The organism is Streptomyces canarius (assembly GCF_014650735.1).
Classification (GTDB): Bacteria; Actinomycetota; Actinomycetes; order Streptomycetales; family Streptomycetaceae; genus Streptomyces; species Streptomyces olivaceoviridis.
Genome location: NZ_BMVN01000009.1, coordinates 103,753 through 117,706, shown reverse-complemented (window position 1 = coordinate 117,706; position 13,954 = coordinate 103,753). Strand labels below are relative to the sequence as shown.

The 13,954-nt window shown below is 73.3% G+C and carries 13 protein-coding genes; 8 read left to right on the top strand and 5 right to left on the bottom strand.

Annotated features, from left to right (window positions below; all coding sequences use genetic code 11):
* The first annotated feature begins 97 nt into the window (after positions 1–97).
* The 6 genes from IE294_RS15690 to IE294_RS15665 all read left to right on the top strand — a co-directional run bounded on the left by IE294_RS15690 (position 98) and on the right by IE294_RS15665 (position 6,381).
* Positions 98–841 carry a beta-phosphoglucomutase family hydrolase gene (locus IE294_RS15690; protein WP_189886378.1) on the top strand — a complete coding sequence of 248 codons (744 nt, stop codon included), beginning with the start codon at positions 98–100 and terminating at the stop codon, positions 839–841.
* Positions 838–3,234 carry a glycoside hydrolase family 65 protein gene (locus IE294_RS15685; RefSeq protein WP_189886375.1) on the top strand — a complete coding sequence of 799 codons (2,397 nt, stop codon included), beginning with the start codon at positions 838–840 and terminating at the stop codon, positions 3,232–3,234. Before IE294_RS15690 ends, IE294_RS15685 begins: the two co-directional genes overlap by 4 nt.
* Positions 3,235–3,265: 31 nt before the next feature.
* Positions 3,266–4,111, top strand: a complete 846-nt coding sequence (locus tag IE294_RS15680) for a class I SAM-dependent methyltransferase (RefSeq protein WP_189886373.1) — start codon at positions 3,266–3,268, stop codon at positions 4,109–4,111.
* Positions 4,112–4,308: 197 nt separating this feature from the next.
* Positions 4,309–5,301, top strand: a complete 993-nt coding sequence (gene dhaK / locus IE294_RS15675) for a dihydroxyacetone kinase subunit DhaK (protein ID WP_189886371.1) — start codon at positions 4,309–4,311, stop codon at positions 5,299–5,301.
* Positions 5,302–5,368: 67 nt separating this feature from the next.
* Entirely contained in the window at positions 5,369–5,974 is a 606-nt protein-coding gene (dhaL, locus tag IE294_RS15670; RefSeq protein WP_014670885.1) for a dihydroxyacetone kinase subunit DhaL, read from the top strand.
* Positions 5,971–6,381, top strand: a complete 411-nt coding sequence (locus IE294_RS15665; protein WP_189886369.1) for a PTS-dependent dihydroxyacetone kinase phosphotransferase subunit DhaM — start codon at positions 5,971–5,973, stop codon at positions 6,379–6,381. Before dhaL ends, IE294_RS15665 begins: the two co-directional genes overlap by 4 nt.
* A 305-nt stretch (positions 6,382–6,686) precedes the next feature.
* On the opposite strand, the gene IE294_RS15660 is transcribed toward IE294_RS15665, so the two are convergent.
* Positions 6,687–7,466: a glycoside hydrolase family 75 protein gene (locus IE294_RS15660; protein WP_268252791.1), complete on the bottom strand. Its 780-nt coding sequence runs from the start codon at positions 7,464–7,466 to the stop codon at positions 6,687–6,689.
* Positions 7,467–7,885: 419 nt separating this feature from the next.
* Between IE294_RS15660 and IE294_RS15655 the strand changes: the two genes are divergently transcribed.
* Both IE294_RS15655 and IE294_RS15650 read left to right on the top strand, forming a co-directional pair.
* Complete coding sequence (locus IE294_RS15655) at positions 7,886–8,863, top strand: fibronectin type III domain-containing protein (protein WP_189886367.1); 978 nt, start codon at positions 7,886–7,888, stop codon at positions 8,861–8,863.
* A gap of 254 nt (positions 8,864–9,117) precedes the next feature.
* Entirely contained in the window at positions 9,118–9,690 is a 573-nt protein-coding gene (locus IE294_RS15650) for a hypothetical protein (RefSeq protein WP_189886365.1), read from the top strand.
* A gap of 36 nt (positions 9,691–9,726) precedes the next feature.
* On the opposite strand, the gene IE294_RS15645 is transcribed toward IE294_RS15650, so the two are convergent.
* The 4 genes from IE294_RS15645 to IE294_RS15630 form a co-directional block, all read right to left on the bottom strand.
* Positions 9,727–10,272 (bottom strand): PadR family transcriptional regulator, encoded by a 546-nt coding sequence (locus tag IE294_RS15645; protein ID WP_189886363.1) that lies wholly within the window; start codon positions 10,270–10,272, stop codon positions 9,727–9,729.
* Between the two features lie 31 nt (positions 10,273–10,303).
* Positions 10,304–12,319, bottom strand: a complete 2,016-nt coding sequence (locus IE294_RS15640; protein WP_189886361.1) for an NADPH-dependent 2,4-dienoyl-CoA reductase — start codon at positions 12,317–12,319, stop codon at positions 10,304–10,306.
* 162 nt (positions 12,320–12,481) lie between these two features.
* The gene (locus IE294_RS15635) at positions 12,482–12,856 is read right to left on the bottom strand and encodes a hypothetical protein (RefSeq protein ID WP_189886359.1); all 375 of its coding nucleotides are present in this window, start codon (positions 12,854–12,856) and stop codon (positions 12,482–12,484) included.
* Positions 12,857–12,950: 94 nt separating this feature from the next.
* Positions 12,951–13,832 (bottom strand): hypothetical protein, encoded by an 882-nt coding sequence (locus tag IE294_RS15630; RefSeq protein WP_189886356.1) that lies wholly within the window; start codon positions 13,830–13,832, stop codon positions 12,951–12,953.
* Between the last annotated feature and the right edge of the window lie 122 nt (positions 13,833–13,954).

Sequence of the window (13,954 nt, the reverse complement as noted above, 5' to 3'; positions counted from 1 at the left end):
CCGTCGCCGTTCCCGCCTCCACCGAGTGGGTGCCATCCGGGCCCGGCGCGCGGTGTCCTGCCGCCGCGGGCCGCTCCGGGCTCCTAGCCTCGGCGGCATGCTGGGGCTTCCTTCTCATGTCCGTGCCTGTCTGTTCGACCTCGACGGGGTGCTCACCCAGACCGCGAAAGTGCACGCGGCGGCCTGGAAGGAGATGTTCGACGGCTACCTACACGAGCGCGCGACCCGTGAGGGAACCGCGTTCGTCCCCTTCGACGCGGTCGACGACTACGACGAGTACGTGGACGGGCGGCCCCGTGAGGACGGGGTGCGCACGTTCCTCGCCTCGCGCGGGGTGCACCTGCCCGAGGGATCGCCGGACGACCCGCCGGAGGCGGAGACCGTGAACGGCCTGGGCAACCGGAAGAACAACCTGGTCCTGCGGCGGATCCGCGAGGACGGGGTGGAGCCCTACGAGGGCTCGGTCCGTTTCGTGCACGCGGTACGCGAGGCCGGACTGCGCTGCGCGGTGGTGTCGTCCAGCGCGAACTGCCGGGACGTGCTGGTGGCGGCCGGGATCGAGGACCTGTTCGACGAGCGGATCGACGGCGTGGTGGCACGCGAGCGCCATCTGCGCGGCAAGCCCGCCCCGGACACCTTCCTGGAGGCGGCCCGCGGGCTGGGCCTCCCACCGGACGAGGCGGCCGTGTTCGAGGACGCCCTGGCCGGTGTCGAGGCGGGCCGGGCGGGACGGTTCGGCGTGGTCGTGGGCGTCGACCGGGTCGGCCAGGCGGAGCAACTGCGCGAGCACGGGGCCGATGTGGTGGTCCGGGACCTGGCCGAGCTCCTGGAGTCGCGGTGATCACTCATCCCAGCTACACGGTCGAGCCGTGGTGCCTGCGCGAGACCGAGCTCAATCTCGATGTGCTCGCCCAGAGCGAATCCGTGTTCGCGCTGTCCAACGGCCACGTCGGATGGCGCGGCAACCTCGACGAGGGAGAGCCGCACGGACTGCCCGGCGCTTATCTCAACGGTGTCTACGAGCGGCACCCGCTGCCGTACGCGGAGGCGGGCTACGGATATCCCGAGTCCGGCGAGACGATGATCAACGTCACCGACGGCAAGGTCATCCGGCTGCTCGTGGACGACCACCCGTGCGATCTGCGCTACGGCCGGCTGCGGGCGCACGAGCGGGTCCTGGACTTCCGCTCCGGTGTGCTCAGCCGGACCGCGCGGTGGACGTCGCCCGGCGGCCGTACCGTCCGGATCACCTCCCGCCGGCTCGTCTCCTTCACCCAGCGCGCGGTCGCCGCGATCGTCTACGAGGTGGAGCCGGTCGACGGACCGACGACGGTCGCCGTGCAGTCCGAGCTCGTCGCCAACGAACAGCTGCCCAGCTTCCACGGCGACCCGCGCGTCGCAGCGGCGACCGAGTCCCCGCTGATGCCCGAGGAGCACTTCGCGCAGAACACCCGGCTGCGGCTCGTGCACTGCACCGGCAACAGCAGGCTGCGGGTCGGCACGGCGGCCGACCACCTCGTCGAGGGACCCGAGAGCACGAAGTGGACGGCACACAGCGAGCCCGACGTCAGCCGGCTGACGGTGACCGCGGACCTGGTGCCCGGTCAGCCGCTGCGGCTGGTCAAGTTCGTGGCCTACGGCTGGTCCGGCGAGCGTTCGCTGCCGGCCGTGCACGACCAGGTGGACGGTGCGGTGGCGGCAGCCGTCAGCACCGGCTGGGACGGGCTGGTCGCCGCCCAGCGGGCGTACCTGGACCGCTTCTGGGCCGGCGCGGACGTCGAGGTGGAGGGAGACGCGCAGATCCAGCAGGCGGTGCGGTTCGCTCTCTTCCATGTGCTCCAGGCGGCGGCCCGCGGCGAGAACCGGGCGATTCCCGCGAAGGGCCTGACCGGAACCGGGTACGACGGACACTCCTTCTGGGACACCGAGTCCTATGTGCTGCCCGTCCTGACCTTCACCGCGCCGGAGGCCGTCGCGTCGGCGCTGCGCTGGCGGCACCGGACGCTGCCGGCGGCACGGGAGCGCGCGCGTCAACTCGGGCTGTCCGGAGCGACGTTCCCCTGGCGGACCATCGACGGCGCCGAGTGCTCCGCCTACTGGCCCGCCGGTACGGCCGCCTTCCACGTCAACGCCGACATCGCCATGGCCGTCGCGCGGTACGTCATGGTGACCGGGGACGAGGAATTCGAGCGCGCCGAGGGGCTCGACCTCCTCGTGGACACCGCCCGGCTGTGGCGCTCCCTCGGTCACCACGACCCGGAGGGCGTCTTCCACATCGACGGGGTCACCGGTCCGGACGAGTACAGCGCCTTCGCCCGGGACAACCTGTACACGAACCTGATGGCCCGGCAGAATCTCCTGGCCGCGGCGGACGCGGTGGTGCGTCATCCGCACCGGGCCGCGGAACTCGGCGTCGACGACGAGGAGGCCGCGGTGTGGCGGGACGCGGCGGCCCGTATGGCGCTGCCGTACAACGAATCCCTCGGTGTCCACGAGCAGTCGGCCGGCTTCACGAGCTTCCAGCGCTGGAACTTCGAGGCCACCCCGCCCGACGACTACCCGCTGCTGCTGCACTACCCCTACTTCGACCTGTACCGCAAGCAGGTGGTGAAGCAGGCCGACCTGGTGCTGGCCATGATGGAGTGCCCGCACGCCTTCACCGAAGAGCAGAAGGCGCGCAATTTCGCCTACTACGAGGCGCTGACCGTCCGCGACTCCTCCCTCTCGGCGTCCTGCCAGGCGGTGCTCGCCGCCGAGACCGGTCATCTGCGCCTGGCCTACGCCTACCTCGGCGAGGCCGCGCTGATGGACCTGGACGACCTGGAGCACAACACCCGTGACGGGCTGCACATCGCCTCCCTGGCCGGAACCTGGATCGCCCTCGTCGCGGGCTTCGGGGGGATGCGCCGGTACCTCGGCGAGGACGGGAAGCCGGGAATGCTGGCGTTCACACCGCGCTTGCCGGAAGCTCTGTCCAGGGTGGCGTTCACCGTGCTGGTGCACGGACGCAGGCTGAAGGTGGACATCGGCCGTTCCCGGGTGCGCTACCGGCTGGTGGAGGGCGCACCACTGGACGTGCTCCACCACGGGGAGCTGACGCCCCTGACCACCGACGGGCCGGTCGACCGCCCGATGCCCACCCCTCCCACGCGTCCGGAACCCCAGCAGCCGCCGGGCCGCCGTCCGGTGGGCCTGCCCGTCGGGGAGGAGGACCGGACTGAGACACTGGAGTAGCACGGCGGGAACAGACCGGTGAGGGGGTGCGATGGACCACGACGGGCGGCGGCGCATCGACCTGGAGGGCGTCCCCGAGACACTGTTGTGGAATCTCCATCAGCGGGCCTACGAGGCACGGCAGCCGCACCCCGTGCTCGACGACCCGAAGGCGATCGAGCTCGTCGAGCGCATCGACTACCCCTTCGAGGAGACCTTCGGCACGCCCTCCCCGCTCCTGGCCCAGGGGCAGGCCCTGCGGGTGCGCACCTTCGACGACGCCGTCAGGGCCTTCCTCCGGGAGCATCCCCGCGGCACCGTCGTCACGCTCGCCGAAGGGCTGGAGACGCAGTTCTGGCGGGTCGACAACGGCCGTGCGCACTGGCTCTGCGTCGAACTCCCGCAGACGGCGAAGGTGCGCCAGGCGCTGCTGCCGGACGAGGAACGCCGCCGGACGCTGGCGCGGTCGGCGCTGGACCCGTCCTGGCGGGACGAGGTGGACCCCTCGCGCGGCGTGCTCGTCACCGCTCAGGGCCTGCTGATGTACCTGCGCCCGGCCGAGGTGCGGCAGCTGATCGCCGGCTGCGCCGAGGCGTTCCCCGGCGGATCGCTGGTCTTCGACGCGGTGCCGCGGTGGTTCAGCGAACGCACCCTGAGCGGTCGGATGAGGACGGCGCAGGGCTACGTCACCCCGCCCATGCCCTGGGCGCTCGACGCCGGTGAGCTGCCGAGGATCCGCACGGCGCACCCGGCCGTCACCGAGGTGCGCGAACTGCCGCTGCCGCGCGGACGCGGCGCGTACTTCGGCGTGGTCTGGCCCGTGCTGCGGCGACTGCCGGGGGTGCGCAACATCCGGCCGACCATGACCGTCCTGGCCCGGTTCCGCCCGGCCGCCTAGACCGCGCGTGAACACGCTCGCCCACCGTCCGCTACGCACCGTGAAGAGGGGCGGTCGCAGGTGACCTTCGCCGCCGCAAGGTCGATACTTCCAGTAGACGGGACGGGCGGCTTCCCCCTCGGGAGGCCGTCAGTGCGCCGGTGACCTGCGAAGACACAGGTCTTGGGCTCAACCGCCAAGCTCACGAGGAGATACGCATGAAGATGCTGATCAACGTCCCGGAGACCGTCGTGGCGGACGCGCTGCGCGGTTTGGCGGCCGCGTACCCGGACCTGAACGTGGATGTGGAGCACCGGGTGATCGCCCGCCGGGACGCCCCCGTGGCCGGTCAGGTCGCGCTCGTGTCGGGTGGCGGCTCGGGGCACGAGCCGCTGCACGGCGGGTTCGTCGGCCCGGGCATGCTGTCCGCCGCCTGCCCCGGAGAGGTGTTCACCTCGCCGGTGCCCGACCAGATGGCGCGGGCCGCGGCGGCCGTGGACAGCGGAGCGGGCGTGCTGTTCGTGGTGAAGAACTACACCGGCGACGTGCTCAACTTCGACATGGCGGCCGAGCTGGCCGAGGACGAGGGCATCCAGGTCGCCAAGGTGCTCGTCGACGACGACGTGGCCGTCACCGACAGCCTCTACACGGCCGGCCGGCGCGGCACCGGCGCGACGCTCTTCGTGGAGAAGATCGCGGGCGCCGCCGCGGCCGAGGGCCAGCCGCTGGAGCGCGTGGAGGCCATCGCCCGCCAGGTCAACGAGAACTCCCGCAGTTTCGGCGTGGCCCTGAGCGCCTGTACGACCCCGGCGAAGGGCAGCCCGACCTTCGATCTGCCGGACGGCGAACTGGAGTTGGGCATCGGCATCCACGGCGAGCCGGGCCGCGAGCGCCGGCCGATGATGACCTCCGGGGAGATCGCCGACTTCGCGGTCAACGCCATCCTGGAGGACATGCCGCCGCGCAGCCCGGTCCTGGTGCTGGTCAACGGCATGGGCGCGACGCCGCTGCTGGAGCTGTACGGCTTCAACGCGGAGGTGCAGCGGGTGCTCCGGGAGCGCGGGGTGGCCGTGGCCCGCACGCTCGTCGGCAACTACGTGACCTCGCTGGACATGGCGGGCGCCTCGGTGACGCTGTGCCAGGCCGACGAGGAACTGCTGCGGCTGTGGGACGCGCCGGTGAAGACCCCGGCGCTGCGCTGGGGAATGTGATACGGCGGAGCAGACGGCGACCGATCCCGGCCGACCGGCCGACAGCCCTACCATGCGAGGAGATCCAGTGCTCGACGCCGCATTCTTCCGTCGTTGGATGACGACGGCCGCCGCGTCCGTCAGCCGCGAGGCGGAACGGCTCACCGCCCTCGACTCGGCCATCGGGGACGCGGACCACGGCAGCAATCTGCAACGCGGGTTCACGGCCGTGGCGGCGGCCCTGGAGAAGGAGGCGCCGGACACCCCGGGGGGCGTGCTGACGCTGGCCGGGCGGCAGTTGATCTCGACGGTCGGCGGTGCGTCCGGACCGCTGTACGGCACCCTGCTGCGCCGGACCGGCAAGGCGCTCGGGGACGCCGCCGAGGTCGGCGAGGAGGAGCTGGCCGCGGCACTGCGCGCGGGCGTGGACGGGGTGATGGCGCTCGGCGGGGCGGCACCGGGCGACAAGACCATGATCGACGCGCTGGTGCCGGCCGTGGACGCGCTCGGGGCCGGGTTCGGCGCCGCGCGGGCCGCCGCGGAGGAGGGCGCGCTGGCCACCACGCCGTTGCAGGCGCGCAAGGGGCGGGCGAGCTATCTGGGCGAGCGCAGCATCGGCCACCAGGATCCGGGGGCGACCTCGTCGGCGCTGCTGATCGCCGCGCTGGCCGACACGGCGGAGGCGGAGCGGTGAGCGGGGAGAAGCTGGTCGGGATCGTGCTGGTGTCGCACAGCGCGGAGGTGGCCGCCTCGGTCGCCGAACTGGCCAAGGGTCTGGCGGGCGGGGCGACCGCGGTACCGGTGGCCCCGGCGGGCGGCACCGAGGGCGGCGGGCTCGGCACCAGCGCCGAGCTGATCTCCGCCGCGGCGGCCTCGGTGGACCGGGGGGCCGGGGTGGCGGTCCTCACCGACCTGGGCAGCGCGGTGCTCACGGTGAAGGCGCTGCTCGCCGAGGGCGACGAACTGCCGGACGGCACGCGCCTGGTGGACGCGCCGTTCGTGGAGGGCGCGGTGGCCGCCGTGGTCACCTCCGCCGCCGGGGCGGACCTGGACGCGGTGGAGGCCGCGGCAGTGGAGGCGTACAGCTACCGCAAGGTGTGACACCCGGGGGCCCCGGCCTGATCAGCACCCGACCGGGCGCCCCTGACCGGGCGCCCTCAGCGGGCGCCCCCGAGCGGGCCGACGGGCGGCGGTCGGCGGTCGGCCGGCGGTCGGCCCAGCCGTCCCGGACCAGACCAGGTCGGTCCCCGGAGGCGCAGGGCGTCCCGCCCGGCCGGCCGGCGGCGGGTCCGGGCCCGCCCGGACAGGTCCGGCCCGTGACCGCCAGGACCCGGACGGTCCGGCCCCTCGGAGCACGGCGTGCCCCCTCCACGGCCAGTGGGCCCACGTTTCCCCGACCCGGGCGGTCAGTCGTTCGTGAGGAACTGCTTGGCCAGCCGCTCCCCCGTCGCCACCGCCTCCTCGTGGTCCTCGATGGGGGTGATCAGGGAGTTCCGGAAGACGATGTAGGTCACGTCGGAGGGCGCCCCGCCGGTGAGCGGGTCGGGGTCGACGCCCAGCCCCCGGGCGGTGGCGTAGGAAGCCTCGCCGATGAGGTCGCTCGGACCGGTGTCGCCGACGACCGCGTACTGCACCCGGTCGCCGTGGACGACGGCCGCCACGGAGCCGCCCCGGATGCCGTGCGCGCGGTAGTCCCAGCGCGAGCTCGGCGCGGGGACCACGACGTACGGCAGGGTCTCGGCGTTCAGGTGGCGGCCGTCGGACTGCTGGAAGGCCGTGGTGGGGGCGAAGACCGGGTCGGTGCCGGAGTTGCAGTGGGTGGTGGGCCGGCCGTCGCAGTCGACGTCCAGGTCCGCCTTCCAGAAGACGGCGTCGTCGGTGCCGCAGACGGGGACGGTCGCGGGGCTGCCGGCGTCGGTGCGGTACCGGCCCCGGGAGAGCTCGGCGCAGGTGCCGGTCCGGGCCAGCAGGTCGTCGGCGGTGACCCCGCCCTCACCCCGGGCCGGCCGGTCGTCGGCGGTGACCTCTCCCTCGCCCCGGGCCGGCCGGTCGTCGGCGGTGACCTCTCCCTCGCCCCGGGCCGCGGGCCGCTCGCGGGGCGGGACGGCGGTGGCCGGGGCGGGCAGCGCCGCCGGGGCGATCAGGGCGGCGCCGGCCGCGGCCAGGATCAGCGACGGGACACGCACGATGGGGGACCCTCTCGTCGGGGACATGGCGGACATCGAGCACACTGTGGTGCGGCTCCGGGCGCAGGGCCACGGGAGCCGCCGCGAAGGGGCCGGATGGAGCACGCGTCTGACACCCCGTAAGGGGACACCCGGGCGAGCCTCGGGGACCGGCGGGGACAACAGGGGCCGGGGATCCGGACCGGGTACCGACCCGGATCCCCCGGCCACCCGCGCCGGCGCGGGATCGGCGACGACAGCGTGTCCGCGCCACAGGCATGAACTTCCCTGTTCTCGCGGGTAGTTCAGCCGTAGGGACGCTCAGCATACGTAACCTCCGGGGATGCTCACCAATGCGGCCCCCTTGCTGTGACCGCACCCGCCGGGCATATTGGTCCGGACCTTTAGGGATGCCGAGGCCGTCCGGGGGAGGCAGAGCCGTGCGACGCGTTCCCGTTCCGCTCGTACTGGGCTGCGGCTCGCTGCTGCTGGTCGCGTCCTGCGGCTGGAGCCGGGCCGACGACGGTGGCGGCGAGGGCCGGGTGCCCGGCGCCCCGGTCGGGGTCACCGCCGCTGCGGGAAGCGCCACGAGCGTCCATGTGATGTGGAACGCGGCACCGGACGGCTCCGGGGTCCGCATCTACGAGGTCTATCGCGGCCCCACCAAGGTGGCGGAAGTACCGGGTTCGCAGCACATGGTGGACGTCACCAGGCTCAGGCCGTCCACCATGTATGCGTTCACCGTGCGGGCCCGGGACAGCGCGGGCCGGCAGGGCCCGCCGAGCCGGGCGGTGCGCGCCCGGACGCCGGCGGCAGCGGCGGCGGACCACGCGGCACCGACACGGCCGCCGACGACCACCGGGCGGGCCGTGGGCAGCCGCGCGGTCCAGCTGTCCTGGGGCGCGTCGCGGGACGACCGGGGCGTGCTGTCGTACGACGTCTACCAGGGCGGAGTGAAGATCCACAGCGTCGGCGGGAACCAGACCGCCACCGTCGTCACCGGTCTGCGCCCCGGCAGCCGTTACGTCTTCACGGTCCGGGCCCGCGACGCCGCCGACAACCTCTCCCCCGCCGGCGCACCGGTCCGCCTCACCACACCGGGCACCGACGACGGCCGGAACACCGCCCCCACCGGGTTCACCGCCGCCACCCACCGCGCCGGCGGGGCCCACTACATCGACCTGGCCTGGGACCCGCCGCGCGCGGACGGGGTGATCACCGAGTACCAGATCCAGTTGGACCGCACCGCGACCACCTCGCTCGTCTGGGGCGGCACACCGCCGCGCGGCCGGGCGCACCACAGCTTCTACGTCGGCACGGACGCCGGCGAGGAGCACCGCGTGCGGCTGCGGGCTCGACTGCCGGACGGCACCTGGGGCGGCTGGTCGGCGGAGCGGACGGTGACCACGGGCGGCTGACCGTCGCACCCCGCAGGCGCGACCACGGGCGGCTGACCGGCGCACCCCCCCGGCGCGACCACACACGGCTGACCGGCGCATCGGGCCGGCGTGTCCTGTCTGCGCCGGACGGCGGAACGCGTCACCCGGCCGGGTCCGCCCCGCATGCGGGTGGGTCCGGGGAAGCGTTGGCTGCGGTTGAGGCGACACGGACGCTTCCCGACCCCCGGCGGCGCATGGGACGTACCGCCGACCGTGCCGCCGGAGGCCAGCCCATGCACACCTCGCGACTTCCGCTCCGCTCCGGCCTGACCCTGGCGGCTGCCGCCGCCCTCCCGGCCGCGCTCGCCGGGCCGTCCGCCGCGGTCTCGGGCATCTCGGTCAGCACCACCGGCACCACGGTCTCCGTGGTCACCAGCGCCTGCACCCTGATCAACGGCAGCTGGGGTACGGCGGCCCTGCTCACCAACCGGCAGGCGAACTTCGCCCAGGGCCGGCAGATGGCCCTGTCCGGCACGTCCGTCAGCCAGTCCGCCGCCTGGACGGGGGTGAACCCGGGGACGTACACCGTGGTGGTGGTCTGCTCCAGCGGCCTCACGGCGGGCAGCCAGTCGGTGATCGTGTCCGCGTCCGCGCCCGCGTCCGCGAAACCGGCGGTCCCCTCGACGCGACCGACGATCTCCTCGACGTCCGGCCCGGCCCCGTCCCGGGGCGTGATGGGCGGGCTCGGCGGCGCCACCCGCGACTACGGCCCGTTGACCCTGGGCGTCGGCGCGGCCCTGGTCGGCGCCGGGGTCGTCGCCACGGGCTGGGTGCTGCGCCGTCGCTCGAAGCCGTACCGGCTCTGAGCGGCCCGCGCCGCCGTACCGGCCGGCGAGTGCCCCTCAGTCGGCGTCCGGCAGTTCGGCGAACTCCGCCAGGGCGTGGGCCAGCCACTGGGTCCAGAAGGTCTCCAGGTCGATGCCGGCCCGCAGGACCAGGTGGCGCAGCCGGTCCTCCGGGGCGTCCCGGTCCGGCGGGAAGTCGCGCCGCTCGATCTCCCGGTACTCGGCCAGCTGCCGCCGGTGCGACTCCAGATGGCGGCGCAGATCGTCCTCCAGGCCCGCGGTGCCGACCACGGCCGCCGCGCGCAGCCGCAGCAGCAGGGGGTCCCGCATGGTCTTCGGGTCCTGTGCGGCGGCGGTCCAGCGGGCCAGCTCGGCGCGGCCCGCGGGCAGGACCTCGTAACTCTTCTTCTGCCCGCGGGCCGGCTGCTCGGCCGGCAGGGTGCGGATGAGGCCCTCCGCCTCCAGCTTCCCCAGCTCGCGATAGATCTGCTGGTGCGTCGCGGACCAGAAGTAGCGAATCGACTTGTCGAACCGGCGGGTCAGCTCCAGTCCCGACGACGGCTTTTCCAGCAGGGCGGTGAGGATCGCGTGCGGGAGTGACATGGGCCCATCCTAGGGAGGCGCGCGCGGGCCCCTACAGCGCCGCCGCCAGCTCCGTGCCCTGCTTGATCGCCCGCTTGGCGTCCAGTTCCGCAGCGACGTCCGCGCCGCCGATCAGGTGCGCGCCACGCCCGGCGGCCACCAGCTCCTCGTACAGCTCCCGGCGCGGTTCCTGGCCGGTGCAGAGCACGACCGTGTCGACCTCCAGGACCGTGCTCTCGTCGCCGACGGTGATGTGCAGCCCGGCGTCGTCGATGCGGTCGTAGCGCACGCCCGGCACCATGGTCACGCCCCGGTGCTTCAGCTCGGTGCGGTGGATCCAGCCGGTGGTCTTGCCGAGTCCGGCGCCGACCTTGTTCGTCTTGCGCTGGAGCAGGTGGACCTGGCGGGGCGGCGCGGGCCGCTCGGGGGCGGCGAGCCCGCCCGGCGCCCGGTAGGCCGTGTCGACGCCCCAGTTCCGGAAGTACGTCTCGGGGTCCTCGCTCGCCTTGTCACCGCCGTCGGTGAGGAACTCGGCGACGTCGAAGCCGATGCCGCCGGCCCCGAGGACGGCGACGCGGTCGCCGACGGGTGCGCCGTCGCGCAGCACGTCGAGGTAGCCGAGGACGCGGGGGTGGTCGGTGCCGGGAATGTCCGGGGTGCGCGGGGTGACGCCGGTGGCGACGACGACCTCGTCGAAGCCCTCCAGGTCGCCGGCCTCCACCCAGGTCTCCAGGCGCACGTCCACGCCGTGGGCGTCGAGCTGGTGGCGGAAGTAGCGCAGCGTCTCGTCGAACTCCTGCTTGCCGGGCACCTTGCGGGCGACGTTGAGCTGTCCGCCGATCTCGCTCGCCGCGTCGAACAGGGTGACGGTGTGGCCCCGTTCGGCGGCGGTGACCGCGCAGGCGAGGCCGGCCGGGCCGGCGCCGACGACGGCGACGCGCTTCTTCAGCCGGGTCGGCGCGATGACCAGCTCGGTCTCGTGGCAGGCGCGCGGGTTGACCAGGCAGGAGGTGATCTGCCCGCTGAAGGTGTGGTCGAGGCAGGCCTGGTTGCAGCCGATGCAGGTGTTGATGGCCTCCGGGGTGCCGGCGGCGGCCTTGGCGACGAAGTCGGGGTCGGCGAGCATCGGGCGGGCCATGGAGACCATGTCCGCGCAGCCGTCGGCCAGCAGTTGCTCGGCGAGTTCCGGGGTGTTGATGCGGTTGGTGGTCACCAGGGGCACGGACACCTCGCCCATGAGCTTCTTGGTGACCCAGGTGTAGGCGCCGCGCGGCACGGAGGTGGCGATGGTGGGGATGCGGGCCTCGTGCCAGCCGATGCCGGTGTTGATGATCGTGGCCCCGGCGGACTCGACGGCCTTGCCGAGCGCGATCACCTCGTCCAGCGAGGAGCCGCCCGGGACCAGGTCCAGCATGGACAGCCGGTAGATGACGATGAAGTCCTCGCCGACGGCCTCGCGTACCCGCCGGACGATCTCGACGGGGAACCGCATCCGGTTCTCGTAGGAGCCGCCCCAGCGGTCCGTGCGCCGGTTCGTCCGCACCGCGATGAACTCGTTGATCAGGTAGCCCTCGGAGCCCATGATCTCGACGCCGTCGTAGCCGGCCTGCCGGGCGAGGCGGGCGGCGCGCGCGTAGTCCTCGATGGTGCGCTCGACGTCGGCGTCGGTCAGCTCGCGGGGCACGAGGGGGCTGATGGGCGCCTGGAGCGGGCTCGGCGCGACGAGGTCCTGGTGGTAGGCGTAGCGGCCGAAGTGCAGGATCTGCATCGCGATCCGGCCGCCCTCGCGGTGCACGGCCTCGGTGACGGTCCGGTGCCGCTCGGCCTCCGCCTCGGTGGTGAGCATGGCTCCGCCCTCGTACGGCCGTCCCTCCTCGTTGGGAGCGATGCCGCCGGTGACGATGAGTCCCACTCCCCCGCGCGCGCGGGCCGCGTAGAACGCCGCCATCCGCTCGAAGCCGCGCTCGGCCTCCTCCAGGCCGACGTGCATGGAGCCCATGAGCACGCGGTTGGGCAGGGTGGTGAAGCCCAGGTCGAGCGGGGTCATCAGATGCGGGTAACGGCTCATCGGGCCCTCCGTGCGCGGTGTCGTCACCTCCTGTTGTAGAGGAAGCCCGAGGTTTTTTGCAACTAGTTGCACAACGGGCCGCGCGAGGGGCGGTGGCTTCTGACGCAGGACGCCCCGGCCGGCGGTGAGCCGGCCGGGGCGTTGCCCGGCACCTCGACGTGCTCAGCGGCTCTCCAGGCGCAGGTGCAGGTCCCGCTCCTGGTCACCGGAGGCCGTGCAGGTCTCCTGCACGGTGAACATCGAGTCCAGGGTGCGGCGGAACCGCTCCACCGCCCAGTAGCCGCCCTGCACGTCCGCCTGGACGGGCGAGTCGAGGTGGACCGGCGGGCAGCCCCCGCCGCGGGCCTCCGCGACGTCGTACGTGCCGAGCCACACCATCGGACGGGTCTCGTGGAGCTGCTGCGGTACCTCTTCCGGAGCCCGGTCGGAGGCGAAGCAGGCGCTGAGCGCTTCGAAGACGAGTCGGGCGTCGTCCTTGGAATAGCCGCTGATCTCCACCGAGACGGTTTCCGGATGCGACCGCTCCGTGTCTGCCATGATCGCTCCTTTCGTGGCCGTGCTGCGGTGGAACGGGGTACCCCGCCGAACCGCATCCATCCTCAGCAAAGCACCACCGGCCGCCGGGCACACCTCAGCCGCGGGAGAACTTGTACGTCTTGCTGTCCGTCAGCACGCAGAAGCCGGGCGAGACCACGATCACGCGCAGGGTGCCGCTGCGGCGGTCGTAGTCGATGCCCTCCGCCTCGAAGGTGCCCGAGCAGGAGCTGCGCAGCGGCAACTGGCGCAGCGCCGTGACATGGCCCGAGACGTCCGCCGTGCCGTTCGGCGCGGCCGACAGGTCGATCTGGAGCAGCGGCTTGGTGAGGCCGAACAGGCTGCCCTCCGGGTCGTCGGAGGAGCACAGCAGGGTGGTCGGACCGGAGAAGTCGCAGCCCTGGACGTCGCGGACGGCGTGGTCCAGGCGGACGGTGGAGGCCTGCGGGAGGTTCGCCGAGGGGGAGGTGGCCGGGTTGACGCCCGGGGTCGGGAAGACCAGCAGCCGGGTCATCGTGCCCCACTCACCGGACAGCATCCACTGGCCGTCGGGCGAGATCGCGGCCCAGGAGTTGTTCAGCGCCTCGCCCGTGCTCAGCGTGTGGACGTACTCCGACCAGGCGCCGCCGGGCGCCTGCACCCGGAACATCTTGGAGTTGCCGGAGTCCCGCTGGTAGGGCTCGATGTAGTAGCCGTCGTACGAGGCGTCGGGGTCGCCGACGTGGTTCCAGCCGCGGCTGGAGACGCCGAGGGGGATGGTTCCGATGCCGGTGTAGCGGTTGGGGCTGTTCGCCGGGACCTCCACCGAGGTCAGGCCCTGGCTCTCGGTCAGCGGGTCGGCACGGTCGGAGCCGGTTTCGGTCCAGGTGTCGGCCGCGCGGGCGGGCGTGGGCGCGGCGAGCGACACGACGGCGGCGGTGGCGAGGGTGACGAGTCCGGCGAGAACTGCGTGACAACGTTGCCGGGCGGACGCGGGCATGGCCGACTCCTCTGACGGGGTTGGGGACCCGGGGTGAGCGGACGGGGACACTCGGTCGGCGGACAGTCTGGCGTGGCGTCGTAGTCATGTACAGACCAACAGAGCAACATGGGCGTGAACTC

Coding starts and splice junctions, on each gene's coding strand:
- IE294_RS15690 (WP_189886378.1), top strand. CDS start 98: ATGCTGGGGCTTCCTTCTCATGTCCGTGCCTGTCTGTTCGACCTCGAC.
- IE294_RS15680 (WP_189886373.1), top strand. CDS start 3,266: ATGGACCACGACGGGCGGCGGCGCATCGACCTGGAGGGCGTCCCCGAG.
- dhaK (WP_189886371.1), top strand. CDS start 4,309: ATGAAGATGCTGATCAACGTCCCGGAGACCGTCGTGGCGGACGCGCTG.
- IE294_RS15650 (WP_189886365.1), top strand. CDS start 9,118: ATGCACACCTCGCGACTTCCGCTCCGCTCCGGCCTGACCCTGGCGGCT.
- IE294_RS15645 (WP_189886363.1), bottom strand. CDS start 10,272: ATGTCACTCCCGCACGCGATCCTCACCGCCCTGCTGGAAAAGCCGTCG.
- IE294_RS15640 (WP_189886361.1), bottom strand. CDS start 12,319: ATGAGCCGTTACCCGCATCTGATGACCCCGCTCGACCTGGGCTTCACC.
- IE294_RS15635 (WP_189886359.1), bottom strand. CDS start 12,856: ATGGCAGACACGGAGCGGTCGCATCCGGAAACCGTCTCGGTGGAGATC.
- IE294_RS15630 (WP_189886356.1), bottom strand. CDS start 13,832: ATGCCCGCGTCCGCCCGGCAACGTTGTCACGCAGTTCTCGCCGGACTC.